Source organism: Pseudomonadota bacterium (assembly GCA_027624715.1).
In the GTDB taxonomy this organism is placed as follows: domain Bacteria; phylum Pseudomonadota; class Gammaproteobacteria; order Burkholderiales; family Eutrophovitaceae; genus Eutrophovita.
In genome coordinates, this window is the sequence record JAQBTV010000014.1 from 1 (window position 1) to 26479 (window position 26479).

At 43.3% G+C, this 26479-nt stretch carries 32 protein-coding genes and 3 tRNA genes; 18 read left to right on the forward strand and 17 right to left on the reverse strand.

Annotation, left to right across the window (positions count from 1 at the left end; translation table 11 throughout):
• Position 1: 1 nt before the first annotated feature.
• From O3A65_07695 to O3A65_07720, 6 genes are all read right to left on the reverse strand, one after another.
• Positions 2-736 (reverse strand): hypothetical protein, encoded by a 735-nt coding sequence (locus O3A65_07695; protein ID MDA1332346.1) that lies wholly within the window; start codon positions 734-736, stop codon positions 2-4.
• An 8-nt stretch (positions 737-744) separates the two neighbouring features.
• Positions 745-1956, reverse strand: coding sequence for an integrase arm-type DNA-binding domain-containing protein (locus O3A65_07700; protein MDA1332347.1), 1212 nt, complete (start codon positions 1954-1956; stop codon positions 745-747).
• 398 nt (positions 1957-2354) lie between these two features.
• Positions 2355-3149, reverse strand: a complete 795-nt coding sequence (locus tag O3A65_07705) for a glycosyltransferase family 2 protein (protein ID MDA1332348.1) — start codon at positions 3147-3149, stop codon at positions 2355-2357.
• Positions 3146-3904 carry a glycosyltransferase family 2 protein gene (locus O3A65_07710; GenBank protein MDA1332349.1) on the reverse strand — a complete coding sequence of 253 codons (759 nt, stop codon included), beginning with the start codon at positions 3902-3904 and terminating at the stop codon, positions 3146-3148. Before O3A65_07710 ends, O3A65_07705 begins: the two co-directional genes overlap by 4 nt.
• 24 nt (positions 3905-3928) lie before the next feature.
• Positions 3929-4129, reverse strand: a complete 201-nt coding sequence (locus tag O3A65_07715; GenBank protein MDA1332350.1) for a hypothetical protein — start codon at positions 4127-4129, stop codon at positions 3929-3931.
• A 294-nt stretch (positions 4130-4423) separates the two neighbouring features.
• Positions 4424-4588, reverse strand: coding sequence for a hypothetical protein (locus tag O3A65_07720; protein MDA1332351.1), 165 nt, complete (start codon positions 4586-4588; stop codon positions 4424-4426).
• Positions 4589-5118: 530 nt separating this feature from the next.
• Here O3A65_07720 and O3A65_07725 point away from each other — a divergent pair.
• The 4 genes from O3A65_07725 to O3A65_07740 all read left to right on the forward strand — a co-directional run bounded on the left by O3A65_07725 (position 5119) and on the right by O3A65_07740 (position 7137).
• Complete coding sequence (locus O3A65_07725; protein ID MDA1332352.1) at positions 5119-6324, forward strand: MFS transporter; 1206 nt, start codon at positions 5119-5121, stop codon at positions 6322-6324.
• Between the two features lie 122 nt (positions 6325-6446).
• Positions 6447-6533 carry a hypothetical protein gene (locus O3A65_07730; protein ID MDA1332353.1) on the forward strand — a complete coding sequence of 29 codons (87 nt, stop codon included), beginning with the start codon at positions 6447-6449 and terminating at the stop codon, positions 6531-6533.
• Between the two features lie 193 nt (positions 6534-6726).
• On the forward strand, positions 6727-6927 hold the full coding sequence (locus O3A65_07735; protein MDA1332354.1) for a hypothetical protein: 201 nt from the start codon (positions 6727-6729) through the stop codon (positions 6925-6927).
• A 30-nt stretch (positions 6928-6957) separates the two neighbouring features.
• Entirely contained in the window at positions 6958-7137 is a 180-nt protein-coding gene (locus O3A65_07740) for a hypothetical protein (GenBank protein MDA1332355.1), read from the forward strand.
• A gap of 493 nt (positions 7138-7630) precedes the next feature.
• Here O3A65_07740 and O3A65_07745 read toward each other — a convergent pair whose 3' ends face one another.
• The 8 genes from O3A65_07745 to O3A65_07780 form a co-directional block, all read right to left on the reverse strand.
• Positions 7631-8098 carry a cupin domain-containing protein gene (locus O3A65_07745; protein ID MDA1332356.1) on the reverse strand — a complete coding sequence of 156 codons (468 nt, stop codon included), beginning with the start codon at positions 8096-8098 and terminating at the stop codon, positions 7631-7633.
• A gap of 25 nt (positions 8099-8123) precedes the next feature.
• Positions 8124-8972: a ferritin-like domain-containing protein gene (locus O3A65_07750; GenBank protein MDA1332357.1), complete on the reverse strand. Its 849-nt coding sequence runs from the start codon at positions 8970-8972 to the stop codon at positions 8124-8126.
• Between the two features lie 326 nt (positions 8973-9298).
• Positions 9299-10075 carry an SDR family NAD(P)-dependent oxidoreductase gene (locus O3A65_07755; protein MDA1332358.1) on the reverse strand — a complete coding sequence of 259 codons (777 nt, stop codon included), beginning with the start codon at positions 10073-10075 and terminating at the stop codon, positions 9299-9301.
• Between the two features lie 12 nt (positions 10076-10087).
• Complete coding sequence (locus O3A65_07760) at positions 10088-10633, reverse strand: DUF3833 family protein (protein ID MDA1332359.1); 546 nt, start codon at positions 10631-10633, stop codon at positions 10088-10090.
• A complete protein-coding gene (locus O3A65_07765) occupies positions 10602-11849 on the reverse strand; it encodes an MFS transporter (GenBank protein ID MDA1332360.1) in 1248 nt (415 codons plus the stop codon). Before O3A65_07765 ends, O3A65_07760 begins: the two co-directional genes overlap by 32 nt.
• A gap of 24 nt (positions 11850-11873) precedes the next feature.
• Positions 11874-13103, reverse strand: a complete 1230-nt coding sequence (locus O3A65_07770; GenBank protein ID MDA1332361.1) for a cyclopropane-fatty-acyl-phospholipid synthase — start codon at positions 13101-13103, stop codon at positions 11874-11876.
• Positions 13100-13873 (reverse strand): DUF1365 domain-containing protein, encoded by a 774-nt coding sequence (locus O3A65_07775; GenBank protein MDA1332362.1) that lies wholly within the window; start codon positions 13871-13873, stop codon positions 13100-13102. The genes O3A65_07770 and O3A65_07775 overlap by 4 nt, the downstream gene beginning before the upstream one ends.
• Positions 13874-13876: 3 nt before the next feature.
• The gene (locus tag O3A65_07780) at positions 13877-15169 is read right to left on the reverse strand and encodes an FAD-dependent oxidoreductase (protein ID MDA1332363.1); all 1293 of its coding nucleotides are present in this window, start codon (positions 15167-15169) and stop codon (positions 13877-13879) included.
• Positions 15170-15478: 309 nt separating this feature from the next.
• Here O3A65_07780 and nthA point away from each other — a divergent pair, with 309 nt between their 5' ends.
• The 4 genes from nthA to O3A65_07800 are packed head-to-tail and all read left to right on the forward strand — an operon-like array spanning position 15479 to position 18023.
• Positions 15479-16120 carry a nitrile hydratase subunit alpha gene (gene nthA, locus O3A65_07785; protein MDA1332364.1) on the forward strand — a complete coding sequence of 214 codons (642 nt, stop codon included), beginning with the start codon at positions 15479-15481 and terminating at the stop codon, positions 16118-16120.
• Complete coding sequence (gene nthB, locus O3A65_07790; GenBank protein ID MDA1332365.1) at positions 16113-16781, forward strand: nitrile hydratase subunit beta; 669 nt, start codon at positions 16113-16115, stop codon at positions 16779-16781. Before nthA ends, nthB begins: the two co-directional genes overlap by 8 nt.
• Entirely contained in the window at positions 16774-17157 is a 384-nt protein-coding gene (locus O3A65_07795; protein ID MDA1332366.1) for a nitrile hydratase accessory protein, read from the forward strand. The genes nthB and O3A65_07795 overlap by 8 nt, the downstream gene beginning before the upstream one ends.
• Positions 17158-17180: 23 nt before the next feature.
• Positions 17181-18023, forward strand: a complete 843-nt coding sequence (locus tag O3A65_07800; GenBank protein ID MDA1332367.1) for a radical SAM protein — start codon at positions 17181-17183, stop codon at positions 18021-18023.
• A gap of 62 nt (positions 18024-18085) precedes the next feature.
• Here O3A65_07800 and dksA read toward each other — a convergent pair whose 3' ends face one another.
• The gene (gene dksA / locus O3A65_07805) at positions 18086-18448 is read right to left on the reverse strand and encodes an RNA polymerase-binding protein DksA (protein ID MDA1332368.1); all 363 of its coding nucleotides are present in this window, start codon (positions 18446-18448) and stop codon (positions 18086-18088) included.
• A gap of 230 nt (positions 18449-18678) precedes the next feature.
• Between dksA and O3A65_07810 the strand changes: the two genes are divergently transcribed.
• The 3 genes from O3A65_07810 (at position 18679) to O3A65_07820 (ending at position 18967) form a co-directional block, all read left to right on the forward strand.
• Positions 18679-18755: transfer RNA gene (locus O3A65_07810), tRNA-Pro, on the forward strand.
• Between the two features lie 26 nt (positions 18756-18781).
• Positions 18782-18857, forward strand: a tRNA-Arg gene (locus O3A65_07815).
• A gap of 34 nt (positions 18858-18891) precedes the next feature.
• Positions 18892-18967, forward strand: a tRNA-His gene (locus tag O3A65_07820).
• Positions 18968-19033: 66 nt separating this feature from the next.
• Here O3A65_07820 and dmeF read toward each other — a convergent pair.
• Positions 19034-19945 carry a CDF family Co(II)/Ni(II) efflux transporter DmeF gene (gene dmeF, locus O3A65_07825; GenBank protein MDA1332369.1) on the reverse strand — a complete coding sequence of 304 codons (912 nt, stop codon included), beginning with the start codon at positions 19943-19945 and terminating at the stop codon, positions 19034-19036.
• 351 nt (positions 19946-20296) lie between these two features.
• Between dmeF and O3A65_07830 the strand changes: the two genes are divergently transcribed.
• The 4 genes from O3A65_07830 (at position 20297) to O3A65_07845 (ending at position 23302) form a co-directional block, all read left to right on the forward strand.
• Complete coding sequence (locus O3A65_07830; GenBank protein MDA1332370.1) at positions 20297-21184, forward strand: zinc ABC transporter substrate-binding protein; 888 nt, start codon at positions 20297-20299, stop codon at positions 21182-21184.
• 12 nt (positions 21185-21196) lie between these two features.
• Complete coding sequence (locus tag O3A65_07835) at positions 21197-22012, forward strand: metal ABC transporter permease (GenBank protein ID MDA1332371.1); 816 nt, start codon at positions 21197-21199, stop codon at positions 22010-22012.
• A gap of 176 nt (positions 22013-22188) precedes the next feature.
• Positions 22189-22716 (forward strand): DUF2796 domain-containing protein, encoded by a 528-nt coding sequence (locus O3A65_07840; GenBank protein MDA1332372.1) that lies wholly within the window; start codon positions 22189-22191, stop codon positions 22714-22716.
• Between the two features lie 184 nt (positions 22717-22900).
• Positions 22901-23302, forward strand: coding sequence for a MerC domain-containing protein (locus tag O3A65_07845; protein MDA1332373.1), 402 nt, complete (start codon positions 22901-22903; stop codon positions 23300-23302).
• A gap of 42 nt (positions 23303-23344) precedes the next feature.
• Here O3A65_07845 and O3A65_07850 read toward each other — a convergent pair whose 3' ends face one another.
• A complete protein-coding gene (locus tag O3A65_07850) occupies positions 23345-23944 on the reverse strand; it encodes a DUF3299 domain-containing protein (GenBank protein MDA1332374.1) in 600 nt (199 codons plus the stop codon).
• An 86-nt stretch (positions 23945-24030) separates the two neighbouring features.
• Here O3A65_07850 and O3A65_07855 point away from each other — a divergent pair, with 86 nt between their 5' ends.
• The 3 genes from O3A65_07855 to O3A65_07865 form a co-directional block, all read left to right on the forward strand.
• Positions 24031-24708, forward strand: coding sequence for an ABC transporter ATP-binding protein (locus tag O3A65_07855; GenBank protein MDA1332375.1), 678 nt, complete (start codon positions 24031-24033; stop codon positions 24706-24708).
• Entirely contained in the window at positions 24709-25953 is a 1245-nt protein-coding gene (locus O3A65_07860) for an ABC transporter permease (protein ID MDA1332376.1), read from the forward strand. It abuts the gene before it with no gap.
• A gap of 235 nt (positions 25954-26188) precedes the next feature.
• Positions 26189-26479: hypothetical protein (locus tag O3A65_07865; protein ID MDA1332377.1), on the forward strand; the 291-nt coding region annotated here is incomplete at its 3' end.

A 26479-nucleotide genomic window follows, 5' to 3' on the forward strand; every position in this document is an offset into this window, starting at 1 on the left:
ACTAAAAATTAGTTTTTATGGCCTTAACTTTCGCGTATTTTTCAAAGAAGCCTCTAAGTCTGCCATCATTCCACCCATCCGCGTCTTCCCTCATGTAGCCTCTTTCCTTCTCCTGTTGTTCGAATGTGCGGTCTTTGTATTCGCCTGTTAGCCTGGGGGCTTGCTTTAGTCGGCTCTGGGGGTAACGCAAATATACTTCGCGCCGAAAGACGCCATAGTCCTCCGAAACAAGCGGGACACCTTTCCTTTTGCGCACTTCCTTTAGGCATTCATGAAGTCGCGTTTCATCTTCAGCAAATATGGCCTGTCTTCCAAGCTGCCTGTTTTCACTGCTTTTGATCTTTTTATACTCGTCACCATCTATCTCGTGCCACAGATAATCGTTTACCCGATTGGCAACTCCCGCGAAGCCGCGCTCAATCTGAAGATCGAGTTCCGCCTCTGCTAATTTCTCGGTGAGCTCCTTTTTATTAAGCTTACTCAGGATTAAAGATCGCTTTTTAATAATTTTGGCACGTTGTTTTGGTTCTAATAGCCTGCCAAAATTTCCCATTGCATCTTCAATTAATGAGTCGGTGAATTGAAGGCCTTGAAGCCTTTCTTTATTGAGTTTGTCTTGGAGTGACGCCCTTTTTTTTGTAGATGTAGATTTTGTGAGAGCCGCTATTTGGACTTTCACCATTTCCTCGGCCTTTTGCGCCGCTTCTCGGTTTGCTGGGATGTGTTTACTTTTCATGGCTATTTTTACGCGGCTTTAAGTTGATGGACATTACCTTTTGGGTTGCTCGAGCAATAGGCCTCCCAGTCTATGAGTAATGCACGCCTTTTTTCAAGCAGGTCTTGACGCCTGTATGCTGCTTCAATCTTATTGGCTATGGTATGAGCTAACGACATTTCCGCAACTTCTGACGAATAGTATGTTTGTTCACTAATCCAGTCTCGAAATGACGATCGAAAACCATGTGTCGTTACATCTAATTTCATTCGTCTTAGTACCATTGACATGGCCATATTAGATAGGGGCTTTCCATTTCTAGAAAAAAGATACTTGCTGCCAGGGCCGATTGCCGAGGCGATTGCTAGTAAGTCTACAGATCTCTGGGAAAGCGGCACTCGATGTTCCTTTTTAGCCTTCATGCGGGATGCGGGAATAACCCATAACCCATCTTGGATTTCTGATTTAAGTCCACCAAATACTTCCCCAGATCGGGCGCCATTCAGAATGGTGAATTCTAGGGCTAGAGCCGCCACATTATCTGACGCCCTAAGCTGGCTTATAAAGCTTGGAATTTGCTTGTAGTGCATTGCCTTATGGTGAACAACACCTTTTACTTTTTTGGGGGCAGGGAGGATGGTTTGTAGATAGTTTTTCCAGGTTGCAGGGTTGGGCCCAGATCGAAGTTTTTTTGTCGTAGCGGCTGCTAATATCCATTCAAGCCGCCCGCGAAGTCGCGACGCAGTTTCGGTAGTGGTTGTCCAAATCGGCGTAAGAATCTTCAAGATGTTCTCCATCTCAATTTCATCAAGCGCCTTGTCGCCGATAACTGGGAATGCAAACTCTGTCAGGGTATAAAGCCACTGTGCCGCATGTTTTTCGCTTTTCCACTCTAGCCGTTTAATATTGACGCATTCTATTGCGAAGTCCCGAAATGAAATCTTACTTTTCGCTTTTGTTGTAGCGGCATCCTTTGCATTTTGGCGCTCTTTAATAGGATTTATCCCCGAACGTATTTTGTCTCTTGTCTGCTGGGCGAGAATCCTTGCTTCTGCTATAGAAACTAGTGGGTAGGGCCCTAGACTGAGGTTTTGTTGCTTCCCGTTATGTGAGTATCTAAATATCCAGTACTTATTAAGATTGGGATTAACCCAAAGATGTAAACCCCGCACCAGGGCATCGGTGTACCGACCTGGTTTTTTTAGGTTCTCTACATATTTGAAATTTAAATTGGTGCTCATGAGAATCTCCGTTAGTTACCAAAACCAGTTACCAAACTCCATTCCTGTAATGGGCTTGACTGGGATGGAGTTGAATCTACGGATTTGGGCGTCTAATGAGAATTCACCACTTATGAAACTAAATGAATAGATCGATTTGACAGGCTTTCACTGTCTATAATGCAATTTAAAGAAGGCCAAAGAGATCCAAACCCGTTCATAACAAGGTTAGGACACCGCTTCCGCCATTATTTTAATTTATATCCAATAAAATCAATAGGATGTAGTTATATTGGTTTTCTATACCCCTATTAAATTAATCAAATTTTTAACCTGTATAGTGATTTTGTGCCTAGCATTGGCAAGCACAATTGTAGTATAACTCCCTATATATCCAGCACCACTAGTAATGAGAATGGTCATAAAGTATTTTTCTTGGATTTAGCCAATATTTTTGCTCGAACTTTTTTTTCATTTTCCTCGGCATTTTCCTTGTTGCTCACAGGGTGATAAAGATGCAAGACTTCAGTTGCCCAAGAACCTGACTTGCGAGTGATACCATTATCGAACAATCGAAACACAAAATCTGCGTCTTCATGACCCCATCCAGTTATGGTTTCATCAAAACCACCGATGGCAACGATGTCTTTTTTCCAGCAGGCAAGATTGCATCCTTTGATGCGGCGCCATACGAAGTCTGGGTAATTGCGCCATGAAAAGTTGCCGAGTTTAATATAGAAGGCCAAGATTTTATTAATTTGTCCACTAAGACGATAAATCAAAAGATTTCTTTTAAAGCTCTCGAAATCCCATTTGCCGATCTTGAGAAGATGGTTTGTTAATTTTTCATCTAGTAGTATTCGACCACCTGTGACCATATGGTTTGGCTCTGCAAGTACTCTGTGTCTTGCAATAAAATCCGGCTGCACTGCACAGTCACCATCTAAAAATATAAGATAGTCACCGTCGCTCTGTTTAGTTGCTAGATTTCTTACTGCCACCAGTCGAAACCCCAAATCTTCATGCCAAGCATGAGTTATGGAAAGAGAAGAATTTGATTTAAATTCATTAATTAAACATCGCGTATCATCTTCAGAGCCATCATCGGCAATAATAACTTCAAATTTTTTGTCTGTTTGGTTTTCTAGTGATTGAAGCACTAGGTTTAAGGCATCTGGCCTATTGTAGGTTGCAACAATTAGGCTAATGATCATGATGAACTTTTTTCTTGCATTAGCCAAATCTTTAAATAGCGATAATAACTGCCTTCTGCATTTGAGATTGCTAAGGCCAATCCCTGAGGTCCGTCTAAAAAGCCAAGCTTGAGAAAATAGATGCGAATAAAAGTCCAAAAGCCATGAAGAACCGCTTTTGACAGGCTACTCTTTTTATTTTTTGTAAAAGCTTGGTTAGCAGAATCAGTAGAATATCGGTCAACTTTTTGCAGCACTTGTGAGAAATTCATAAAGCTATAGTGCAGCATTGGTGATTTTAGTTTTTTGACGCGGCCCTCTGGGATAAGTCGTTCGTGCACAAGGTTGTCAGAAAATCTGGCAGTCCCTCTTTTGAATAGTCGGTCCACATAATCTGGGCTCCATCCAGAATGCTTCATAAAGCGACCACAATACCAAGATGATCTAGGTATTGAATAGCAGTGAGCCTCTGGTCTTGATAAGACTATTTTTATCTCACTGCGTAGTTCCTTGGTTAATCGCTCATCAGCATCCAAAGATAAAACCCAGTCCTTTGATGCTAGCGCTAGCGCACGATTCTTTTGGGGGCCAAACCCGGGCCAATCATTTGGGATAGAAATAATGGCCCCATATTTTTTTGCAATATCCAGCGTTTGGTCATCGCTAGTTGAGTCAACGATAATTATCTCTTGTGCAATTTCGGACAGGGAGGCTAAACAATCTTCTAGATTGCGCCCTTCATTTTTTGTTATAAGAATTACGGATAGGCTGAGCATATTTTGTGATATTGATGCTGAAGCTTATTGCTCTTCGGGAATGATCGCAGGAAACTCACCAAAAAATATTTTCCTGCTATGGCTAGGATGGTTATGATTACCAACGCCGATATGCTTGTTTCCACTTTGAAGATCGACGTAACTAATGGGTAAACAAAAATAAGGCTGAGACTCATAAGGCCAAAAAAATTCCATTTTCTGCGTAGTGCGGGTAAAAGGCTCCATGCACCTTGTATTGATCTTTCGTATTCTTGCATTTTGTTCATATCGACTTATTTTAGCCATTTTTAAGGTAATAAAATGCCTAAATTCTCGGCCAGGCGATTGATCTCGGTGGATGGTCCTGATTTCGTTGTTAAATTAACTGTCCTAAAACTTAAATATCAACTGGCGAGAATATCTAGACGCAAGCTTTTGGGTTCTTAGATTGCTCCGGCGGCGCTTACCTAAACAACGCAAAAGCAGTATGTACAAAAAAAGCCGCCCTCAGGGCGGCTTTTTTATGCGCAAACCCAAAGATTAATCTTTGGCTGGTGCTTCCTCAGCTGGTTCTTCCTCAGCTGGTGCTTCCTCAGCTGGTGCCATAGTAGCAGGCTCTTCAACAGGTGCAGCAACTTCTTCTTTTTGTCCACATGCAGCTAGAGACAGAGCTAGCAAAAAAGCGATCAGTAGCGATTTATTCATGATTTCCCTTTGATTTAAATTTATACTAGAACTTAAGTTTAACAACTACCGGTACTTGTCACACATCAGGCTGTTTTTTTTAAGTGAGGTGTTTACAAATGAGGCTCTCTACGATATCAAAACTGCCTGGGCGCGAATTATACGGGTATTTTTGAAAAAAAGCTGTTACGTTGTTTTTTTGCACATTTAAGGAAAAGTCACCTACATGTGCGGCAATCAAATGTAACTAAACAGCTCTATCTGCTATTTCATTTAATACTAATACTAATACTAATACTAATACTAATACTAATACTTGCTCTCCTGACCTCAACAGCTCAAGCAAAATGCCAGACGATTAGCACTCTTACGCTACCCCTCAACAGGCAGTTACTCTAACCACTCTGCCTCCTTCTTGGGGGGGGGCTAAGACTTCGGTTTACATAATCTTAATTTTTGCAAAAGGCGATAGAATGTTAGCTTTAGAGTACATGATTAGGTTTCGTACCCACACAATGGGTTAGCCGCGAAAACTCAATTCTTTAATGTTAATGCTTAAACGCCTTATCCCCGAATGGCACGTCCCCAAGCCTTCTGTGCGCGGGTTTGCGACGCTTGCAGGGTTCGAAGCGGTTACGCGCGGTGTCCTTATCTCTGTCTTTCCAGTGGCGATGTACGACGCGTTGCAGGACGCAGCCCTGGTCAGTTCATATTATTTCGGGATTGGAATCGTATCTTTGCTGGTCGGGTTGCTCGTGCCGTTTCTTAACAGGTTCGTCCCCCGGCATTTCATTTATTCTGCCGCCGTTCTGTCCTACGTTGTGGGGTCAGGCTTTGCGGTGTTTGGGACGCCCGGATTGCTCGTTTTGGCATTGGTTTTGAATTCTATCGCGACCGTCGTTGCGTTCGTATGTTGCAACGCGTACGTGCTGGACTACATCGCGCGGATCGAATTGGGGAAATGCGAGACGCTTCGCATGTTCTATTCAGCCCTGGGCTGGACAGTTGGACCAGTGCTGGGTGTCGTTCTCTGGACCTGGTGGAAACCAGCACCCTTTCTGGTCTCGGCGGCCGTGGCTCTTTTGCTGCTTTTGACATTCCTGTGCATGTCGTTGGGTAACGGCAAACTGATTACGCGCGCGCACCGTCCAGCCCTGAACCCGCTGGCTTATCTGGGCCGGTTTATTGCACAGCCCAGACTTGTAGCGGGATGGCTCTTTGCCGTCATCCGCTCATGTGGATGGTGGGCCTTTGTCGTCTATCTGCCAATCTTCGCGTTACAGAGTGGCCTTGGAGAAAAGGTTGGGGGCATCCTTCTGTCTTTGACCAATGCCAGTTTGTTTCTGTCGCCATTCGTACTGAGATGGATGCAGGCGAGTTCTGTGCGGACGTCGGTGCGCACAGGCTTTTGTGCTGCGGCTGTTCTGTTCATGGCCGCAGGCGCACTGGGGGCAATACCATGGTTAACAGTCGCTTGCCTTTTTGCCGGCAGCTTCTTTCTTATCCTGCTCGACATTTGCGGGGGCCTTCCGTTTCTCATGGCGGTGAAACCCTCTGAGCGCAACGAGATGTCCGCGATTTATTCCAGTTTCCGCGATGTTTCAGGGATCCTGACGCCTGGCGCAGCCTGGATCGTTCTTCTCGTATTCCCGATCAGTGGTATCTTTGCCGCGGCTGGAGGGGTCTGTCTTCTCGCGTGGCACATCTCAGGCAAGCTGCACCCACGATTAGGGCAACATCGAATGCACAAGGTCTGAGGACTGGCCTTTAATTCTGTGAATTTTCAACAAAATTTCCAATTTAAACATAATCCTACCTGGCCGACGCTGCCAATGCGCCACTGTTATATTACGAAAAACTGATCCTTCGGGATGGGAAGATTGTTGGTTCCATTACATCCGGCGGCTTTGGCCATTTGATAGAGGCCTCTCTTGGAATGGGCTATGTCCATTGCCCGATATTGTAGATCGCGATTGCCTTAAAAGTGGTGATTTTGAGGCGGAGTCCACTTGTGAACACCTCCGTCATCAGGTTTAATATAGGCCTGGTTTAGCCGCCGCCTTCTCGAGAGGTGCCTGGCTGTATTAGAGCCCCCTAAATTGAACTATTTAGTGCGTGTTAAGTCAGTATTTCGGCAGTAAAGCGAATAAGGAGTTTTAGTGGAACGATCGAAGGTGAGAGTGAGGATTGGCTGGTTAGCAGTGCTGTGTGCCGCTTTGTTTATAGTTTGGCTCCCATTAGGGATTTTGGATTATGTTTCATTTGTGTTTGAAATTCCGGGAGAAACAATGCTGCGGTCACACGCAGGGTTAGCAGTAGGCTCGTTAATGGTAGCCGCTTGGGGTTTTTGGGAAAAATAACTTAAAAATAGTTTTAAGAGGAGAGGGTCAATGGTAAAACTTTCAGATATGTTTATTTTAATTGCAGTGCTAATTTCTTTTGCAGTTTCGGCATACCTGTGGTTCTCGGGAAATAAAGAAGAGGGTTTATTCACTGCAACTTGGGTCCCTGCGATACTTGGTATTGGTATCTACTTCAATGTTTTAGCGCTAAAAGGAAGCAAAAAGTGAGTGATAACCTAATTTTGATTATTGGTGTTTTTTGTACCGCGCTCACTATTCTTGGCGCCGTAATGACGGTTCAAGAGTTTAAAAAACAGAAAGAAAATAGCTAGAGGCACTGTTAATTTGTAGGTCTCTGGTTTGAGCCCAGGTCGAGTAGCCAACAAAGATGAGGGGTCGCCAGTTGGTCTCTTTTTTTTGTGTTTGCCTTGTGCTAGATTTGTGCTAGACCGCATCTAAACACAACTCCATATTACTATTTACAAATGTGCGATCTCGACAATTAAATTGTTAATTTACTTAACATTACACAACATAACTCGTACTAACTTCGAATGCAAAATCCTACTGTTATTTCTCTGTTTGTTGCGCTAGAGGCAGAAACTAATGCTGGTTACTTGTCCGTAACCCAAGCCGTCGACCTGAATATGTGGTTTTATTAAAAAAAGCGTCAGTACAATCAACAGGTTTAAATCTTAAGTGATTAATCCTCTATAAAGAGTCAAGCACCACCTTCTGGATGGGTGGGATCTATCCAAAGCACTTCTTCTGGAGCTTCAGAGGGTTCGATGTCGATATTAATTGCGATGGCTCCTCCGTCACTGCGACACAGGACACACTCTAGCACTTCGTCTTTGCTAGCATTAATTTCTTGATGCGGGACATAAGGTGGAATATAAATGAAATCACCAGGGCCAGCTTCTGCGCAAAACTCAAGTGACTCACCCCATCGCATGCGTGCTTTACCTCTCACTACGTAAATGACACTTTCCAAGTGGCCATGATGATGTGCGCCGGTTTTTGCATTCGCTTCGATCGTTACCGTTCCAGCCCATAATTTTTGTGCGCCTGTTCGTGCGAAATTGATTGCCGCTTTACGGTCCATACCAGGTGTTGATGGGACGTTACCATCAAGTTTGTCATTAGTAATAACTTGTACGCCATCATGTCGCCACTTTTGCTCATTCATGTTTACCTGATCTCCCAATGGGTTTTTATGCGGTAATCGAGCTGAAGGTGGAAGTCGAGGATAAAGACTTACGAAATTTATTAAGATCTTGAACTGAATTAAATGTCTGTTTGAGAAGAACGCTTAGATTATGTAAAATTCTTCCAGATACTTTGCCTTCGCAATTTTTATCAAATTGAATTTGCTTGTCCAGCCAGTGTTCTAGCCAGCCGGGTTCGGGCATTCTGCTTTGTATCGTATCGTTAGGGAACAAAGCCTCATTGACGTGTAGATTCGTCGGGTGTAGCGCTTGGTTTGTGCGTCGCGCAGCAGCCATTAGAACTCCAATTTTAGTAAAGGCCTTTTGTGCCGCAACTTTATTATTTTTGAGTTCTTTTTTCATAAATTGAAGGTACGCACCACCATGCCGCGCTTCATCTTTTGCTATCGTGTTGTAAATCGTTTTAATTACGGGTTCACTATGCCACTCAGCAGCTCGTCGGTACCAATGATAGAGTCTAATTTCACCACAAAAGTGAAGCATTAGAGTCTCAAGTGGCGGAGCCTCATCGAACTCAAACCGAATTTGGTGCAGCTCTTCTTCGGTAGGTACTAGGTCGGGCCTGAACCGCCTAAGGTATTCGATAAGTATCAGGCTATGCTTTTGTTCCTCGTAGAACCAAATGGACATGAACGCTGAAAAGTCACTATCGTGCTTATTATCTCTTAAGAACATTTCAGTAGCCGGCAGCGCTGCCCACTCTGTGATGGCATTCATCTTAATTGTTTGAGCCTGCTCATCTGTGAGTAATGACGAGTCAAACTGATCCCAATTTATATCGTCAAACGTCCATCGCGCACGTTCGAAATCAATGTAGAGCTTAGGGTAGAGCATCTCGTTATGTTTTACTTCCATATCTGTCCGATTGATTGATTTGGAAGTCGCAACACGACATTTTTGACCATGAAAGCGTGTGCTTTATTCGCAAATACCTCATTTTTCCTATTTATACTCATACTCTGTTTAATTTTGATTTTGCATTCTCGCTCATTTTAACCTATATGGTGTTTGGTCTCTCCGTAGATGGGATTTGTTCCATTGTTTTTTGTGGAAAGCGATTTTTTAGGATTTGGCATGGGATTTAAGCCTTAGTCTATGCCCTCATTCGTTCGCATCGTCACACGAATGCCGTTTTTATTGAATTGTTGAGCGAGATAGAACTATTTAAAAATATTCATGAGTTTGAGATATAAGCCGATAGGGAGAATGCTCAACAATTTAAATATCAAACTCATCCTTTTGGGAAAATGAGTCTCGAATCGTCCCCTTTTGAGTCCCTTAAGCGTCAGTTGTGCGGCTCGATATGGAGTCATTAATAGGGGCATTTTAAAATCATTTTTTTGTGTGAGCCTTGTGTCCACAAAACCTGGGGAAATGAGTGAAACATCGATATTGAGAGATTTTAATTCGATGTGTGCGCTTTGTGCTAGGTGAGAAATAGCTGAACGGCTGGCTCCATAATCAGACGCGTTTGGTAGCCCCCTGTATGCTGCCAAACTAGAAAACCAAGTCCAATGATATTTTTTACCCACCAGAGGATTCGCGTGCCAATGGCGTATGATTCTTGGGAATACGTTAAATGCACCAAATATATTAGTCTGTAGCCGTTTTAATGTGGCCTCTGGCTCTAAATTCATAAGGTTTCCAGGGTGATAAAGCGCCGGTAACCAAAACACGGTATCTGGTAAAATATTTTCAGCAATAAGTGTATCTATTGATGACGCTACATCGTCAATACTCGTGACATCCATGGGTAAGATTTTGGCAATACCTGAAAACTCATCGTTTAACCTTTCTTTGCTTCTAGAGGAGACGATGATTTCGGATTTTTGGGCAATAAGCGCATGGGCAAGGGCGAGTCCAATTCCCTCCGATGCACCGATAACCCATACGCGGCGTATGGACCAATCTTTAATGGGAGCATTTGATTTGAACATTTTTCTTCGTTATTATTTTCGGAAGCTAACGACTACGTCACCCAGGTGAAAGCCGAACTTCGAAAACTTAGCATGGTTAACCAGGACGCCGGTTTCAGACACCCACATTTGGTCATCAAATTTAAGATTAATCCTCTTGCCTCCGACGTTAAGTGTAAGGGTGTAGGACCATCTTAGTTTGTCGTTCGTTATTTTGCCGGAGGCTGTACCCACAACATCAGGCGCAAGACCTGACCACTCGGTCTCTCCATTACGACTAAGTGTCCATGTCCGATTCTCAACTTCTCCGTTATTCCAAGTAAATGTTTCCTGTAGCGTGCCTGAGTCGTTATTAAAGGTTCCAACCGTAGCCACCTCAAATGTCCGGATGATTTCTCCTGATCTATCTTGGACAAACCCGGATCCTTGAGTACTTCCAGAAAAAAAATTAACGAGATCGAATGTCGTCATATTATTTATATCCTGTTTTAGTGTTTCCTCATGAGAGCACCCAATGAGTGAAAGAATGAAAGAGACGAGGGCTAAACTAGCGGTGATTTGGTGCGTCAATATGGCCATGTCGATGATTATGAATGCTTAAAAGTATTAAGGAAATAATTTTTAAAATAATAGGACTTGCCAAATAGAATATAGCCAACTCCTCATGTTTAGGGGTTAGTCCTGGTTGATAGCCCCAAAAGTTCAAAAGAGGTAGCGCTATCCCTGCGGCAAGTGCTAATCCTAATTTCATAAGTAGACCCCAAGTGCCTAATATGATTCCAGAATTTTTCTCCTGCTTAATAAATTTTATTTTTTTTATCAATAACATCGAGGAGAGCAAAAGCTCTGCACCAACTAAGAAACCGGTGCCAATGCAGACAAACGTGAATAATACCGCGTTGGTGTCGTTGAGCCAAAACCCTGGTGTAAACACGATAATAGTCATTAAAAGAATCAACATGTATGATTTGATAGTATTGCTATTTGACATGGTTTTTTGCCACAGCCATATCCCTACAAGCGCGGATACAAAATAAATGGCGAGAAGATTTCCACCATCTGACTGCGATAACCCTAAGTAGTCTGTCACATAAAACATGAATAAGGTTGCTGCTGTTGCGTTGGCTAAGGCGCTGAAAAACAAAGGACACATTAGTAAGCTCATTGAGCGCAAACTACCCCAGTCGAGCATGCCACTATGACTAGAGATGTTTTTGACGGCTGGAAGACTGAGAATAGCTAGACTTGTGATGGTAGTTACGGCGAATAAATAACTTGTAAACATGATTGAGTTGTTTGCCGTGGACAATGTAGAGGCAATAATAACGCCTAGAAGAGTCAATTGTTCTCTGCGGCTTACCAATTCGGATTGTTCCAATGTGCTCGTGGTCCAATGAATTGGCCATGCTTGAATCGCTACGTTCAAGGCCCCAGCGGCAATTGAAACCAGGAGCGTGAAAGCTCCCATGTAAGTAAGAATCTCAATGTCGCTGTTTAGCCACTCAGGGGGGTGGATTAGCGCGGCGTAACTAGCTGTCATGATGACTCCAGACGGTATTGCCCATAAGTGATATTTACTTCGACTAAGAGTCTTATCGATGAGTTTCCCGACTAGTGGATCAGTGATTGCATCTAGTAATCTGATAAGCATCAACGTCACACCAATCGTCGCGAGCGATAGTCCGTACGTTTTGGCATAGATGCTGGGTACCAGAATGTATAACGGGAGACTCGTTGATGAAATGAGTAAACCGGATAATCCGTACTTTAAAGATTGAGTTCGGGTAAGTTTCAATGTCTGGTTTGTGTTTTGCTTAATTTATTTTTGAGACTGTATTGTTGAATGAGACAGGGTGTACTGTACGACGTCAATGTCGCCATTTAAAAATCCAGATCTGCAGTAACAAAGATAGAACTCCCACATTCTTTTAAATTGTGCCGAAAATCCAAGTGCTTCAATTTTCGTCCAATTTTCTTGAAATCGTTTAAACCATTCATGTAACGTCCAAGCGTAATCTTTTCCAAAATTGTAGGTGTCGCATACATTGAATCTGTGCTGTGCAGCGAGCACCGTGAACTGATTTTGACTCATGAGTATTCCCCCTGGGAAAATGTATTTTTGAATAAAATCGACACCTGTTTCATAGCTTCCAACCAATGTTTCATTAATAGTGATCGCTTGAATCACAGCGCGACCATTCGGCTTTAATGATTTTTTGACGGTCTTGAAAAACGTCTCCCAGTAAGCCTTTCCCACTGCCTCAATCATTTCGATAGAAATAATTCCGTCATACTGCTCGCTTATATCCCGGTAGTCTTGCAGCAACGTAGTGTTTCTATTATTGAGTCCTACGTCTTTGAGCGTTTTTTTCGTCCAATCTTTTTGTTCTTGAGACAGCGTAATTCCAACATGCTGCCCCGGTAACGTTTCAAGCCGAATTTTGGATAGCTCGCCCCAACCGCAACCAATCTCTAGTGTTATCGATGTCCCATCAAGCTTTCCTAGCTTAGAGAGGGCTCGGTTGACCTTAAAACGTTGTGCTTCCTCGAGAGTTTTTGCTACCCGGTTATCTTTATCATGCCGTATTGCGCTGGAATAGGTCATCGATTCATCCAGCCATAATTGATAAAAGTCATTACCAAGATCGTAGTGAGCCTCAATGTTATGTCGCGCTTGATGCCTCGTATTTTTGTTGAGTAGGTGTCGGAGATGATTTAAAAGATTTGTAAATTTTATTCCTCGAATGGCTGTATCCAGTACATGTCTATTTTGGCCAATAACCCATAACAAGTGATTGAGGTCTGGAGTGTCCCATTGGCCTTCCATATATGTTTCTCCAAATGCGATATCTCCGCGAAGAACAATGCTTCGAAACATCCCCCAGTCTTTTATGATCAAGATGGCTGGTTTAATATTCGTTGGCTCAAAACAGTTACTGAAACGTCGGGTAAAGCCGTTCGGGCCTATCAGCTCAATGCAGCTCACCTCTATTCGATCGAGGAGTTTAAATACAAGCCTTACCCATAGGTTGTGTTTAACGGCTGTCATTTGTTTCTTTCTGAGAGCGTCAATGGTATTTTTTTGATCCACAAAATGAACGCGTTCAAATGAATTTGAGTAATAATTTTAAAACTAATAAAAGGAAATTTAATCAAAGATTTTAAAGCAGAAAAAGTTGTTAATGGCGCAGCTATCCCTGTCATATACGTTTTAAGTATTAATCGATCTGAAAAGTAGTCAATTCTCGCGAAATCACGTTTCGTTTTTTGGTCATAATTAAATTGAAATTGATAATGACCTGTGACTGAGAGGAAGGGCGACACATAAAAAGATTTAGGTGTAGAGATTACATCCCCGATCTTAAAATAAGTCTCGCCACTTTTTGGCTTCAGAATGTACGTATGTCGTTCCCCGAAAGTATTATGTACTTCGGCGAAAACCGCCACAAGTTCATTGTTTTTGTTTTCGCAATACCAAAAGCTTACGGGCTTAAACTGGTAACCCAGTACTCTAGGAAAACATACCAGCCATATTTCGCCATCGACGGTTTTTTCTAATTTATTTTTCTTGAGAGTCTCGGCTAACCAGTTTTTTATATTGTCGCCGAACCCGTGATCTTCATCTCGGAGAGAAATTAGACTCTTCCGGTTAATACCAAAAACCCAGTTCCCCCATTTTGGTTTATCTTGTTTGCAGGTATAGAAAATTGATCGAATAGGCACGCGTAAGTAAAACGCTTTTGACGTTAGGGAGTGAATGCGTGGGCTGATTCGTTCATGTGTCACGTATCCTTCAACAAGTTGAGGGCTATTTTTCATAAATTATAGTTTTCCCATAATTTTTTGAGCTGCCCATCTTCCCGACTGAAAGCCACTTTCGTGAAAGCCATTTCCCATCCAGGCCCCGGCGACCCAAATATTATTTTCTCCTTGAAGATTTTGAATATTTTTTGCGGCAATTTCTCGGTCTTGATCCATAACAGGGTGAGCGTATTCAATAGATTTGAAAATCTGAAGAGGATTTATTTGTTTGGTTGGATTTAATGTGACGAATAAATTTTTTTTAGTTGGCAAATACTGGAGTTTATTCATGAAATAAGTAACGGCAATACGAGGATGTTCATCGATTGAGGCATTCGATAAATAGTTCCAAGATGACCATGCCGCCCTTGTTACGGGCATCAGCGACTCATCTTCGTGAATGACGGCAGTGTTGTTTTGGAATTTTATGCGCGACAGCTCTGGCGCTATGGCGTTAGGTATGCTTTTTAGGATTTGAGCGGATTCATCAGCGTGGGAAGCTAGGACCACGTCGTCGCAACAAATGCGTTGTTGCGTTTGATCGCGCTCTTGGGTCACGATCTCGAGTCCAAAAGGCGTTTTTGTAATTGATAGCGCGCGACTTTCTTTTATGAAGGTTATTGGGTGGTCTTTCGCCATCGAGCTCATTGCGTCAACGTAAGTATGGCTTCCCCCTTTAACGCTAAACCACTGAGGACGGTTTAGAGTGGATAGGAGGCCATGATTTTCGCAAAATAAGACGAAAAACTTAAGTGGAAACTTGCGTATCTCTGAAGTAGGACATGACCAAATGGCGCCAGCCATCGGAAGTAAGTAACGGTTTTGAAAATATGAGTTATACCTATTTTGATCGAGATATTCCCCAAGAGTGATTCCAGCACTAATCGCTGAGCTATTCCTCTCAATATCTCTAGGCGCATTTCGATTGAAACGCATAATATCTCGGAGCATGTTTAAGAATTTAACGTCAAACATTCGCTTGCTCTGCGCAAAGATTGTTCTCAAGTTAGACCCTGCCCACTCAAACTCTCCATCTCCCAGTGATACAGAAAATGACATGTCAGCTGGATAGCTTTCTATCTTTAGGCTCGCAAACCAGTCACGAAGGCCTGGATAGGTTCGATTATTGAATACAATGAAACCAGAATCTAGCTGTATTGGTTTTTCGTCGATATTCAGTGTGTGCGTATGTGTGTGTCCGCCTAGGTAACTTTCTTTTTCGAGCAGAGTTACCCTCGCGTAGTTTTTTAAATGCCAGCAAGCAGATAGACCAGAAATGCCCGATCCGATAATGACAACATGACGTTTATTCATAATGCACTTATTGTGATTTGTCGCTTGCTATGATTGGATCCTAAATTGATAAACAAGTAGGGTAGACCGCCCGGTTCAAACTAAGTTTTACCGATTTGGCGAATAAACGTGTCTTGTGGGGTAATTTTACGCGTTGCGATATATTCTGTTGATTTGCGAGATTCGGTATTGATGATCGCTTGCGTGCGCTAGACCGATTCAATCGATGCCAACTAGTCGAGTACCTGATTACTAGCGTTGGGGTTACATATTGGCTCGATCGGTTTATGATGTTGTTTTATTCAAGAAATATAAGAAAGAAAGTTAATTATGTCTGATTCGGATCATCATGATCATTCTCATGAGGAGGCGTCAACACTCACGGATATTCAAAAGCGAGTTAAAGCGCTTGAGTCTATTCTGCTTGCTAAGGGGTTGGTCGGACGCGATGTGATCGATCAAATTATTGAGCACTTCGAGAGTAAAGTGGGGCCTCATATTGGGGCTCGTGTTGTGGCTCGCGCATGGATTGATCAGAATTTCAAACGCGCACTGTTGGAGGATGCGACTAAGGCGATTAATAATGAATCTGATTTCCCTGAAGTTGGACAGCACTTAATTGCGATAGAGAATAGTGACGCGTTGCATAATGTTGTGGTTTGTACCTTGTGTTCCTGTTATCCATGGGATGTTTTGGGTTTACCGCCAGTTTGGTATAAGTCAGCGCCCTATCGGTCCCGTATCGTTAGCGAGCCGCGTTTAGTACTTAGAGATTTTGGTTTAGATTTACCAGAGAAGCAGAAAATTAGAGTATGGGATTCAACTGCTGAAACGCGGTACTTAGTCATTCCTCGAAGGCCTGTTTTTTCTGAAGCGATGTCTGAAGCTGAATTAGCAAAGCTTGTCACTCGGGACAGTATGATTGGTACCGGTGAGGCATTAGCAACTAATGGGAATAAAGCTAATGGATAGTATCCATGATTTAGGCGGTATCGAGGGTTTTGGTCCGGTTATACCCGAACATGATGAGCCTACATTTCATTATAGTTGGGAAGGGAGCGTGCTTGGCCTTCAAAGGGCGATTCTTTATCTGGGTTTATGGAATATCGACGTATTCCGACATGCACAGGAAAAAATTCATCCAATCGAATATTTGTCGTGGTCTTATTACGAGCGGTGGGCCCATACGCTGATTGCTACAGCATTAGAACGTGGTCTTTTTGATACGGAAGAAATGCACACAGGGATTAATCTGACCGGAGACTTGCCTAAGGCACTAAAACCGTTGACGTTGGAAGAAGTTGGTAGAGCATTTATTAGGGGAAACTTTGAGCGCGAAGGTGTTGATGATCCTAAATTTTGCGTCGGAGACTTAGTAATGACTAATGGAATGCGCACCAGCGGCCACACTCGACTACCGCGCTATGCGCGGGACAAACTCGGGATTATCATTGCTGTAAGAGGTAGACACGTGTTTCCGGATGCTGTTGTAGAACATGGTAGAGAAGATCCTCAGTGGTTGTATACCGTTGAAATTGAGAGTTGCGAACTTTGGGGTGATGCAGCGGATTCAACTGTCAGCAATTCAGTTGATGCATTCGAACCTTATTTGTCGAGACCTGAATATGAGTGATCATTTTTCTTGGGTAGATTTTTCAAAGGGTTCGCCAGATAGTATAAAACATCCTGTGTTTTCTGAGCCTTGGGAGGCGGATACATTTGCTATGTTAGTTGCGCTCGAAAAACTGGGTTTAATTACTTGGCTAGAGTGGGCTGAAGTACTAGGGGCTGAGATTAAGTGTGGCTCGTCGGAGAACGATACTGGAGCCGATTACTATTTGCACGTGCTTAGCGCGTTAGAAAATCTCTTAAATAGGAAAAATATTGTGTCGAATGAGTTGCTAAAACAGTATCAAGCGGGTTGGGCCCGGGTCGCTGATCGGACACCGCATGGTCAACCTTTAGAATTGACTTTAGATGATCTAACTCAGTCGGATCAATCTGCGTAGAAAATTTTGGGTGAGATAACTATATGCTGAGTACCCAAGATCACAATCGCTTTCAAGAAGGATTTAAATATGTGTATCCCGTGGTCTCGAGGCGTGCGGGCGGTGTGTCTCTAGGTGTAAATTTGAATACGAATAATGCTTGTAATTGGCGGTGTATTTATTGTCAGGTTCCAGACCTGATACGTGGGGCGCCACCACCTGTTGACGTGGATCGCTTGCAACACGAATTAAGTGTTTTTCTCGATCAAATTTTGAGTGGTTCTTTCCTTGAGGAGCAGGTACCAGAAGGGCAACGTCGTTTAAATGATATTGCATTCTCAGGTAATGGAGAGCCGACATCAGCTCCCAATTTTATGGAAGCTGTTAATGCAGTTCATGGGGTTCGAGCGAGATTGAGTATCCCTGACGCCGTTAAAACAGTTTTGATTACGAATGGTAGTTTGGTACATCAAAACAAGGTGATTATGGGCTTAGAAAAATTAGCGGGGATGAATGGCGAGGTCTGGTACAAGATTGATCGTGCGACCGGGGAAGGTCGTCGTCTAATTAATGATATTCGTGTTGGTAAAGCTAGAATGATGTCGAATTTAGAGGCTTCTGCAAGGGCTTGTCCGACATGGATACAGACGTGTTTATTCAAGTTAGATGGGCTAAATCCCAGTGAAACTGAGCTCGACTCCTATATCGAACTTATAGGGGAGACGCAGGCGAGAGGTATCCCGCTTAAAGGTATTCTTCTCTATGGACTCGCTCGACAGTCGTTCCAACCTGAGTCTGTCAGATTATCCCCGGTTGAGGACGATTGGTTTGAGGCATTCGCTCAGCGACTGCGAGAATTGGGTGTGACGGTTAGCTTGTCCATATAAGAAAAAAAGCCATCGCAGGATGGCTTTTCTGGTTTTTTTAAGCAAGGAGTTAAGAACAGTAACTACTTTGCCATTTGTTTTTCTCTGATTTCATCTAATGTCTTGCAATCGATACATAGGGATGCGGTTGGCCTCGCTTCGAGTCTCCTCAAGCCGATTTCGATACCACAGCTGTCGCAATAGCCGTAATCACCCAGTTCAATTCGACCGATGGTTTCGTTGATCTTTTTAATGAGTTTGCGCTCTCGATCTCGGTTTCTTAGTTCAAGTGCCATATCAGACTCTTGACTGGCTCGATCGTTTGGGTCGGCAAAGACCGTTGCTTCATCCTGCATCGTGTGTACGGTTTTATCAATGTCCGCACCAAGCTGGTTTTTCAGCTCTAACAGAATTTTTTTAAAGTGATTTTTCTGTTTTATGCCCATATAAGTCTCATCTTTTTTGGGCGTATAGGATTTAAAGGTACTTTTTACCGTCGGTTTTAATTTCACTGTAGTTTTTGTGGGATTGGCCATGGCGCGTTTATAAAAAATTTCTACTGTTTAAAAAAAAGTGTGTATATCAGATTTATCTCTTTAATGCAATTTTAGATGTAAAATTAAAACCATCAGATTGACGTCTACGGTATGAGGCGATATAGTTTCGTCCCTTCAGTCGGGGTGTAGCGTAGCCTGGTAGCGCGCCTGCTTTGGGAGCAGGATGTCGGGAGTTCGAATCTCTCCACCCCGACCATTGATGACGGCTGAGGTGTTTGAGTTGCGCCCGTAGCTCAACGGATAGAGCACCAGCCTTCTAAGCTGGGGGTTACAGGTTCGATTCCTGTCGGGCGTGCCAGTAGCCCTTGGTGTGATTGTTGGTGAAGTCTGTGGTGGGCGTAGCTCAGTTGGTAGAGCCCCGGATTGTGATTCCGGTGGTCGTGGGTTCGAGCCCCATCGTCCACCCCAATGACATCGCTAGCACTCCTTGTTGTTTGGGGAACTCATTCGAGACCAAAGATCGCGTGCACCCGCTCATTTAAAAATTTTTGATTCGCTTTGATTCTCTTTTGCTGGCTTGATATCGATTGCGGAGTAGGTAATAGGGAGTGTTGAGAGTTCGTCTTCTATGCGGACACGAATTGTGTCTTGGGTGTTTCCAAGTATTTTTATGACACACGCGTACTGGTTGTTACTTATTTTCCATAATCGTAGATCTTGAACGTCTCCGGCGGCATTGGCTATGTTTCGAACCTTTGCTCGAAGCTTTTTTATAGGCTCGTCGTCAACACTGTGATCGATAAGAATGCTAGTGGTCTGCTTTATTAGCGAGCGAGACCATAGGAGCACTAAGATTGAGCCCACGATGCCCATTAGCGGATCCATCCAATTCCAGCCAAATGCTAAACCTACGAGAAGCGCAATTATTGCAAGTAAAGACGTTATGGCATCTGTAATTACATGTGCATAAGCCACTTTCAGATTGAGGTCTGACTCTAATGGCGGTTTGTGATGGTCATGGCCATGAGAATGTCCATGAGAATGGTGTCTCAAGATGAAAGCGCTTACTCCATTGACAAGCAAGCCGATGATCGCAGTGGCAATGGCATATTCATATTTGATTACTTTTGGGTTAAACAGCCGTTCGATCGACTCATAGCCCATAGTGAGACCAATGACGGCGAGTAAAAGTGCGCCTGTGTAGGCCCCCAGTATTTCGACTTTCCATGTGCCAAATATGAAGGCAGGGGCATTAGCTTTTTTCTCGGCATAGGCATAAGCGAGGACAGTGATCCCAATTGCAATCGTGTGGGTACCCATATGCCATCCGTCTGCCAATAACGCCATCGAATTAAAGGCGTACCCACCTAGTATTTCAGCGATCATTACTATGAAGCTGATGGCCAAAACTAGGGCACTTTTTTTGATGTTCGATCTAATGGTCATAGGCGGCTCGCTATACTATTGAAGCGAGATGGAGAGGTTTTTACGTCCAGATCGGAGTATTGTAACGCTGCTTCGTTCAGTGGGCGTGGTGTTTTCAGTTGAACTAAAATTATTGGCTACTATGGGTGCAAGTTAACCTTCCCTGAAAATGTTGTATACCACGTGTTGCAATTACTATACGATATGTTGTAACATAACTAATAATCATGTACGTTTACAAAACGCAAACGGACAGAGGATTACTGAGCTAGCGCCTTGAAATGGTATCCGATTTCTTCAAAATGAAATCTCCTCTTCACCATTTCAAGGCTTTTTTTTCACAGGACCAAAATTTCAAGGGATAATGTAGCTATGAAAACAATCACTGTAATTGGTTTTTTTTGTGCATTAGTACTCAATACAGCTCAGGCTAAGCCTTTTGTATTGGCCTGTGAGCCGGAATGGGAGTCGCTAGCTCAGGAGATAGGCCGAGATTTGATTAAAACAGATTCAGCAACTCATGGGCTACAAAATCCCCACTTTATCCGGGTCAAGCCGAGCTTAATGAGTAAAATGAGACGTACAGATCTAATCATTTGCTCCGGAGCTGATCTTGAGGTGGGGTGGCTACCATTGTTAGTTAGAAATGGCAATAAAGGGGTGCAGGTTGGGCAACCTGGATATTTACTGATTAGCGATTACGTAACTAACATTGAGATACCAGACGTTCTAGATCGCAGTTTGGGAGACATTCATCCCCAGGGCAATCCGCACGTGCACTTAGATCCTCAAATCATTCTAGAGGCTGCAGCGCTTATTGAGGCGCGTCTATCTTTAATCGATCCGGATAACGAGGCACAATATAAGGCTAACTTAAAATCATTCAACTCAAGATGGAATACTGCCCTAAAGGGATGGAAAGCCGCTGGTGCATCGCTTGCAGGGAAAAGCGTGATCGTGCACCACAAGTCGTTCAGCTATCTATTGAAATTTTTAGGTATTAACACCCTCATTTCTCTTGAGCAGAGGCAGGGAATCCCACCATCTGCTAGACATCTTGCGGAAGTGGTATCTGTTATTAAAAAAACTCCTCCGCTCGCGGTTATTACAACCCCTTTTGATCCGAAAGGTCCAAATGAATGGGTCTCGCAAAAAACCAGGGTACGCGTAATAACACTCCCTTTCACGATCGGAGGGTCGTCAGAAGCGACAGATCTGTTTAAGCTTTATGATCAAACGATAGAACTGCTATTAAATTGATGCGATGTGCCAATGGCTGATTTGTTGAATATTATTACCCCTGCACTACTGATTGGCCTGATGGTGGCTTTGGTCCATACACCGCTAGGCATTGAGGTTTTAAAGCGAGGAATAATCTTTATTGACTTGGCAATTGCTCAAATAGCGGGACTGGGTTATGTCGTTGTGGAGACGCTCAACCGAACAGTTTATAGCCAGCAGGCTCATGTTCATTCGGACCCAACCGGATTCGCTCTTGGGCCATCGCTAGGTGCGTTATGTTTTGCGCTTATGGGTGGCCTCATTTTTAGGGATATAGAGAAACATTTTCCGAAGCAACAAGAGGCTTGGATTGGCGTCTTTTTTGTATTGTCCGCGTCCCTCTCAATTCTCGTACTCACTCTTAATCCTCATGGAGATGAAGAACTCAAACATCTTCTTTCGGGGCAAATACTGTTCGCATCGATGCGGGACGTTGTGCTTCATCTACCGTTTTTTATGGGTATTTTGGCCACTTGGATGTTTTTACCACGTGTGAGACAGGGGATTGGTTTTTACCTTATGTTCGCACTCACAATCACTGCTTCCGTCCAGCTGGTCGGTATTTACGTTGTATTTGCAAGCCTCATTCTGCCAGCTCTCGTAACCGTCGGAAAAAAAAGACGGCTGTTGTGGGCATGGTTATTTAGCGCGTCGTCGATCTTGATCGGCATTGCGCTATCTGCAATGCTTGATGCGCCTACTGGACCCTTGTTGGTGACGACCTATGCGGTTTTGGGAATCCTTGGAGCGCTTACGGCTTTGCTTGCTCCTAAAGCTTCTGAAGCAGGAACTGAACAGCGACTTTAGTCACACATAAAACAACGCGAGTGGGTGTTCGGTATTCATAGAGATTAAGAAGTAAAGAGGGCTACAAAAGAAGTTATTTTGTGCATGTAAGTAATGTTGACGTTTTGAGGGGAAGTATAAAAATGATGATACGTATAAACCAAATTCTTAGGCTAACAATGGTATCGATTGTTGTAATGATAATAATTCAATGGGTTAATGCTCGAGAGTTGCGAGCGGAAGACGGTAGTTTAGATGCTCACGTTCACGGGCTGTCTGAGTTAACGATTGGACTCCAGGGGACTGAGATTGAAATAGAGTTTGAATCGCCAGCAATGAATATAGTTGGTTTCGAATACCGAGCACAATCGGCAAAAGATAAAAAGGCTGTTCAGAATGCGGCGAAGCGTCTTAAACAACACGATAAGGTTTTTACTTTTTTAAATAGTACCTGTCGACTTGTTGAATCCTCGGTTAATGTTTCTGCGGTCTTGAGTGAGTCAGCTGGTGCTGACGCGCATGAAGAATCAGAGATGGATACGCATAGCGATATTACTGCCAACTACCATTTTAGCTGTGAGAACTCGTCTAAATTATCTGAAGTTCAAGTTCACCTTTTTAAGATTTTTCCGGGAATTGAGGAAATACAAACTATGTGGCTGAAAGGGGGTAAGCAGGGCGCGGTGACGTTGACGCCAAAGCGGTCAACAATTAAATTTAATTGACAGGAATAAAGGCCTTGGATCCAGCCGTATAACTGGCTGGTGGATGAGTGTTGGAGAATGCTAGATTGGCTCCCGGGCAAATCTATCCGAAGTTACCGCTAAGGACTACCATTGCTTCTTGTTATGTTGTAACATAACATAGTGTTGCGGCTGTTGTGTTGAACATAAAATAGGGAGTTAAGTTATGAGGAGCATCCAAGCTATAACCGATCGGACATCTATTGGATTATCTTTGGTATGCGCTGTTCATTGCCTTTTTGTACCTGTGCTGTTGGTCGCAGTTCCAAGTCTTGCCTCATTACCGCTCGATAATGAGGCATTTCATGCTTGGATGCTCGTTGCTGTGTTGCCGATTAGTATCTTTGCGTTGACTCTAGGTTGTAAAAAACATAAGCAATACAAGATATTAGCCCTTGGGCTGCTGGGATTGAGCAGTTTGGTCTCCGCTTTACTGTTTGAAAGTTTAGTGGGTGAAACAGGTGAGAAGCTGCTTACATTGCTTGGCGCCGGATTAATCGCTTGGGGACACTTAACTAACTTTAGATTATGCCAGCAGCACGATAAACCTACTTGCGTTGCATGTTAGGTATTTTTGCGATTTGTGGAGTTTCTTAACACAAAATTCCCCTTATTTTTCCCAGTAAATCTCGACGCTTATCGCATCCATAGCATAGGTAGCTGTAGCAATTTCGTTTTTTGTGAGGACGGATTTCACAACACCTGAAATCCAATGAGGCGTGGACAGATTTTCAAGTTTAACGCCCTTTTTGCTGGTGACATGGATGACTTGATTCGGTGGCGGCGGCGGTACATGGATGCATGCTCCAAAGAAGGGTACAAGGAAAAACTGCGATACGGTTTTATTCTTATTAAATTCTAATGGAACAATAAAGCCTGGTATTCGAATTTTCTTTCCATTCATTTCTGGAACGATTTTCGTGGATAACAGGGCGCGCTGGTACTCATCATAAAAAAATAAGTCCGTAGACGCATCGCCTTGGTTACCTGCTCGATCTTCCTTCGATCCCTCTTTTATGTCCAAAATATAATCCGGAGGGTTTAGTAATGCTTCTATATCTTCCGCCGGCATTAATTGAGTCCACTCAATTTCCTCATACCCAGATAATTTTTTATCTCTAGCCTGCGCTTCTGGCCCATGCTGAGCAGAAAGTAGTAATGCCCCGGCGAGCAATATAGCTATGTTTGACAACCGCACTGACATCATCATTGTAGTTTTGTAAATTGGGATTATCATTCTGTAAATGAGATAATATAACATTACTGCTTTCCAATAAATCCCATACTAAGAGTACCATGACTATTACCCTAACAGATGTGCAATATAGTTATCCGACACATCCTGACCGAATGGTATTGAATATTCCTTCTTGGTCGGTTTCTGAAGGTGAGAAGACGTTCCTATACGGGCCGTCAGGTGGCGGGAAGTCAACCCTGCTCAATGTTTTGAGTGGCTTGTTAACAACGAAAGGCCGTGTGACTGTTCTTGGACACCCCCTGAATGAAATGTCGACCAGGCAGAGGGATAGATTTAGAGCGGAACACATCGGATTCGTCTTCCAGCAGTTCAACCTGATTTCTTATCTAGATGCAATCGACAACATTAAACTTGCTAGCCGTTTCGGTTCAAATCATCTTAGCGGCTCATTAGAGCAAGAAATAAAGAGTTTATTAACCGACTTAAATATATCAGCAGATGAGTGGAGTGAACCTGCTCGAAATCTCAGTATTGGTCAGCAGCAGCGGATTGCGATTGCCCGCGCACTCATCAACAAACCTCAACTATTGATCGCCGATGAGCCTACTTCATCTCTTGATCATGTCAATCGCGACGCTTTCATGACTTTACTTATGAGTATTGCAGAGGAGCATAAAATAACACTGTTGTTTGTCAGCCATGATATGGGGTTATCGAAACATTTTGGTCGAATCGTGCCCTTAGATGAGATTAATTTAGTGGGAAAGTATTCTTAAATGTTCATTCGCCTAGCTATAAAGAGTTTATTGGATAGAAAAGGCTCAGTAATAGTCGCACTATTGGCTATGTCCGTTAGCATCTTCGTTTTGTTGGGAGTTGAGCATGTCAGACATCAGACAAAAGAGAATTTTTCTAATACGGTTTCAGGAGTTGATCTGATCGTTGGTGCGAGAACCGGAAGCGTCAATTTGCTTCTGTATTCGGTGTTCAGAGTGGGAAATCCTACCAATAATATTCGATGGGAGTCTTACGAAAAGATTGCGTCCAGTCAAAAAGTGAATTGGGCTATACCTATTTCGCTGGGGGACTCTCACAAGGGATATCGAGTGTTGGGGACATCAACCGATTATTTCCAGTATTTTAGTTATGGTGACAAGCGATTACTCGAATTTAAGGCTGGCAGGCCCTTTAGAGATTTGTTTGATGTCGTTTTAGGTGCTGAGGTCGCTAGAAAGTTAAATTACCAACTAGGTGATCGATTGGTGCTTGCCCATGGTGTGGCAGCAACGAGCTTTAGTTTGCACGAGGACCGTCCCTTCGAGGTTGTCGGTATATTAGCGCCCACTGGTACACCTGTTGATCAAACATTGCACGTGAGTCTAGCCGGGATTGAGGCGATTCATATTGATTGGCAGTATGGGGTCAGAGTTCCCAGTTCGTCGGGCCCTATTAATAACTTTGACGATATTGATCTTCAGCCTAAAAGTATCACTGCTTTTATGTTGGGCCTGAACGACAAAATGGCGACGTTTCGTTTTCAAAGAGGGGTTAATAATTACAAGGACGAGCCGTTACTTGCAATTTTACCTGGTGTAGCATTGTCGGAGCTGTGGCAGACGATGAGCGTCTTAGAAAATACCCTATTGCTAGTTTCCGCGCTGGTATTCTTGGCAGCCTGCCTCGGAGTGAGTGCAATGCTTTTGGCGTCAATACGTGAGCGTCGTAAGGAGATTCATTTATTACGGGTTATCGGCGCATCACCGCGGTTCTTATTTTTTCTGATCGAATTAGAAGCTTTTCTTATTACGTTCTTTGGGGTAGTCGTTGGAGCGGTTCTTCTGGTGTGTTGTTTGGCGCTTTCACGCGGCTATCTGGTGGAGAAATTTGGATTACACATCAACATCGATATTTTTACCGGTGGCAGTACCTATCTAATTATGATGGTATTTTTTGCTTCAATAATTGTTGCAGCGATACCCTCATGCATTGGGTACGTTCGTGCTAGTAAAGATCTAGATTAAACCTCGATTTTTTATTTATTCTAATTTATATAAATATATGATTTTATATGTATTAAAGTTAAGTCCAGCACTAATTTTAGCTTATTTATTGGTGCATTTTGCAAGGTCATATGTTGTGTTCTAAGTAATTACTTGGTATCTTTAATTTTTGTTAAAAGGTTGGTATTTTTCTTTAGAACTTTGGGCTGAAAAAAGTTGTTCAGGCTAATAGATTAAAGACTATAGGTATTATCACATGATGAGAGTAGGTCTAGCTTTAATGGTGGCAGCGCTTGGCTTGGGTGGCCTCTATGAGCGTAGTGCACAAGCGGCGGATATCGCTGGCTATATGGGGTATATGGAAAAGCTTGAGGCGCAAGAAAGGGCTGATAAAAATCTAGAGGGCGTCGAGGCAAAAGCGTTTAGTGGCGATATTCAAGCGCAGTATGAGCTCGCGATGTCATATAGGTATGAGTGGGGTGACGTGGGAAAGAGTGATCGCGAAGGGGCTCTATGGTTTAGAGAGGCTGCGGATGCGGGGCATGCG

Excerpts from the sequence above, each read along its gene's own strand:
- O3A65_07695 (MDA1332346.1), bottom strand. The coding sequence starts at position 736 with ATGAAAAGTAAACACATCCCAGCAAACCGAGAAGCGGCGCAAAAGGCC.
- O3A65_07700 (MDA1332347.1), bottom strand. The coding sequence starts at position 1,956 with ATGAGCACCAATTTAAATTTCAAATATGTAGAGAACCTAAAAAAACCA.
- O3A65_07705 (MDA1332348.1), bottom strand. The coding sequence starts at position 3,149 with ATGATCATTAGCCTAATTGTTGCAACCTACAATAGGCCAGATGCCTTA.
- O3A65_07710 (MDA1332349.1), bottom strand. The coding sequence starts at position 3,904 with ATGCTCAGCCTATCCGTAATTCTTATAACAAAAAATGAAGGGCGCAAT.
- O3A65_07715 (MDA1332350.1), bottom strand. The coding sequence starts at position 4,129 with ATGGAGCCTTTTACCCGCACTACGCAGAAAATGGAATTTTTTTGGCCT.
- O3A65_07720 (MDA1332351.1), bottom strand. The coding sequence starts at position 4,588 with ATGAATAAATCGCTACTGATCGCTTTTTTGCTAGCTCTGTCTCTAGCT.
- O3A65_07725 (MDA1332352.1), top strand. The coding sequence starts at position 5,119 with ATGCTTAAACGCCTTATCCCCGAATGGCACGTCCCCAAGCCTTCTGTG.
- O3A65_07740 (MDA1332355.1), top strand. The coding sequence starts at position 6,958 with ATGGTAAAACTTTCAGATATGTTTATTTTAATTGCAGTGCTAATTTCT.
- O3A65_07745 (MDA1332356.1), bottom strand. The coding sequence starts at position 8,098 with ATGAATGAGCAAAAGTGGCGACATGATGGCGTACAAGTTATTACTAAT.
- O3A65_07750 (MDA1332357.1), bottom strand. The coding sequence starts at position 8,972 with ATGCTCTACCCTAAGCTCTACATTGATTTCGAACGTGCGCGATGGACG.
- O3A65_07755 (MDA1332358.1), bottom strand. The coding sequence starts at position 10,075 with ATGTTCAAATCAAATGCTCCCATTAAAGATTGGTCCATACGCCGCGTA.
- O3A65_07760 (MDA1332359.1), bottom strand. The coding sequence starts at position 10,633 with ATGGCCATATTGACGCACCAAATCACCGCTAGTTTAGCCCTCGTCTCT.
- O3A65_07770 (MDA1332361.1), bottom strand. The coding sequence starts at position 13,103 with ATGACAGCCGTTAAACACAACCTATGGGTAAGGCTTGTATTTAAACTC.
- O3A65_07775 (MDA1332362.1), bottom strand. The coding sequence starts at position 13,873 with ATGAAAAATAGCCCTCAACTTGTTGAAGGATACGTGACACATGAACGA.
- O3A65_07780 (MDA1332363.1), bottom strand. The coding sequence starts at position 15,169 with ATGAATAAACGTCATGTTGTCATTATCGGATCGGGCATTTCTGGTCTA.
- nthA (MDA1332364.1), top strand. The coding sequence starts at position 15,479 with ATGTCTGATTCGGATCATCATGATCATTCTCATGAGGAGGCGTCAACA.
- nthB (MDA1332365.1), top strand. The coding sequence starts at position 16,113 with ATGGATAGTATCCATGATTTAGGCGGTATCGAGGGTTTTGGTCCGGTT.
- O3A65_07795 (MDA1332366.1), top strand. The coding sequence starts at position 16,774 with ATGAGTGATCATTTTTCTTGGGTAGATTTTTCAAAGGGTTCGCCAGAT.
- O3A65_07800 (MDA1332367.1), top strand. The coding sequence starts at position 17,181 with ATGCTGAGTACCCAAGATCACAATCGCTTTCAAGAAGGATTTAAATAT.
- dksA (MDA1332368.1), bottom strand. The coding sequence starts at position 18,448 with ATGGGCATAAAACAGAAAAATCACTTTAAAAAAATTCTGTTAGAGCTG.
- dmeF (MDA1332369.1), bottom strand. The coding sequence starts at position 19,945 with ATGACCATTAGATCGAACATCAAAAAAAGTGCCCTAGTTTTGGCCATC.
- O3A65_07830 (MDA1332370.1), top strand. The coding sequence starts at position 20,297 with ATGAAAACAATCACTGTAATTGGTTTTTTTTGTGCATTAGTACTCAAT.
- O3A65_07835 (MDA1332371.1), top strand. The coding sequence starts at position 21,197 with ATGGCTGATTTGTTGAATATTATTACCCCTGCACTACTGATTGGCCTG.
- O3A65_07840 (MDA1332372.1), top strand. The coding sequence starts at position 22,189 with ATGATAATAATTCAATGGGTTAATGCTCGAGAGTTGCGAGCGGAAGAC.
- O3A65_07845 (MDA1332373.1), top strand. The coding sequence starts at position 22,901 with ATGAGGAGCATCCAAGCTATAACCGATCGGACATCTATTGGATTATCT.
- O3A65_07850 (MDA1332374.1), bottom strand. The coding sequence starts at position 23,944 with ATGATGATGTCAGTGCGGTTGTCAAACATAGCTATATTGCTCGCCGGG.
- O3A65_07855 (MDA1332375.1), top strand. The coding sequence starts at position 24,031 with ATGACTATTACCCTAACAGATGTGCAATATAGTTATCCGACACATCCT.
- O3A65_07860 (MDA1332376.1), top strand. The coding sequence starts at position 24,709 with ATGTTCATTCGCCTAGCTATAAAGAGTTTATTGGATAGAAAAGGCTCA.